The sequence below is a fragment of the Micromonospora sicca genome (genome assembly GCF_003172935.1).
In the GTDB taxonomy this organism is placed as follows: Bacteria; Actinomycetota; Actinomycetes; order Mycobacteriales; family Micromonosporaceae; genus Micromonospora; species Micromonospora sicca.
On record NZ_QGKS01000041.1, the window covers coordinates 1 to 1395 of the forward strand.

The 1395-nt window shown below is 68.8% G+C and carries 1 protein-coding gene; it reads left to right on the top strand.

Annotated elements, in window-relative coordinates:
- The first annotated feature begins 84 nt into the window (after window positions 1-84).
- Window positions 85-1107, top strand: a complete 1023-nt coding sequence (locus DKT69_RS00265) for an IS110 family RNA-guided transposase (RefSeq protein ID WP_109799598.1) — start codon at window positions 85-87, stop codon at window positions 1105-1107.
- Window positions 1108-1395 lie beyond the last annotated feature (288 nt).

Consider the following 1395-nt stretch of genomic DNA (forward strand, 5'->3'; position numbering starts at 1 on the left):
CCGCTCCTCGTGAATCTCGCTCTGGGCGTGCCGTTGGGCGTTCACTTGGAGGTGTTCACGTCCGTCACGACGTTGGAGGCCCCTGTGAACACAGACTACGACGGTCGGCAGGTGGTGGGTATCGATCTGCACCGGCGGCGCACCGTGATCGTGCAGCAGAGCGAGGTCGGTGACCGGTTGGGTGTCACGCGGATCGACAATGACCCGTTCGTTCTGGCTGATCAGGTCGCCGGGTGGGGTGAGGCGCCGCAGGTGGTGTTGGAGGCCACCTACGGCTGGTACTGGGCGGCGGACGTCCTGGCCGACGCCGGCGCGCAGGTGCACCTGGCCCACCCGCTGGGTGTGAAGGGGTTCGCCTACCGGCGGGTCAAGAACGACGTGCGTGATGCCTCTGATCTTGCCGATCTGCTGCGCATGGGACGGCTGCCCGAGGCGTGGATCGCGCCACCGGCCACCCGTGAGCTACGTGAGTTGGTGCGTCACCGGGCGAAGCTGGTCGCAGTGCGTTCAGGGTTGAAGGCAGGGGTGCATGCGGTGCTGGCCAAGTGCGGCGTGAGCGTGCCGATGACCGATCTGTTCGGCGTCGCCGGGCAGCAGCTGCTCACCGAGCTGCGCCTGCCGGACGTCTACGCCGGCAGGATCGCCTCACTACGTAGGTTGATCGACGCGTTCGGCTTCGAGATCGACCTGTACGCCAAGATGACCGGCGCCCGCCTGTCCACCAACCCCGGCTATGTCGCGGTGCAGGCCATCGACGGTGTCGGCCCGATCCTGGCCGGGGTGTTCGTCGCCGAAATCGGCGAGGTGCACCGCTTCACCCGACCGGAGCAGTTGTGCTCCTGGGCCGGGCTGACCCCACGCCACCGCGAGTCCGACACCAAGGTCCGGCGTGGTCGGATCACCAAACAGGGCTCCACCCTCGTGCGGTGGGCCGCGGTCGAGGCGGTGCAACGCGTACGCCCTGGCCCGATCGCCGCCACCCGGGCCCGCATAGGCGAACACCGCGGCGCGAACATCGGCAAGGTCGCCGCCGCCCGCAAACTCCTCACGCTGGTCTACTACGGCCTCCGCGACGGACACATCCGTTGCCTGGCCCGATCGGCGTGAGCACAGTCTGGACGCAGCCAGGACGCGAGGCCGACGCAGGTCTGACCCCCACCGGCCGGTGGCGCGGTCGACGCATCTGATCGACCCCGCCTGGCTGCGGCCGTACCACTCCATGCCGCCCATGTCGGCGGCGAAGGGATGACCGGCAACCAGACCCCCGGTTCTGACAGTTGCCACCTCGTCCACACCGGACGTTGGAGAGACGGCCCCCACAACCGAACCCCCTGTTCCCGGCGCCACGATCATGCGCCACCCGGAGCCGGCATCAAGGCCAAGCCCCTGACGGGG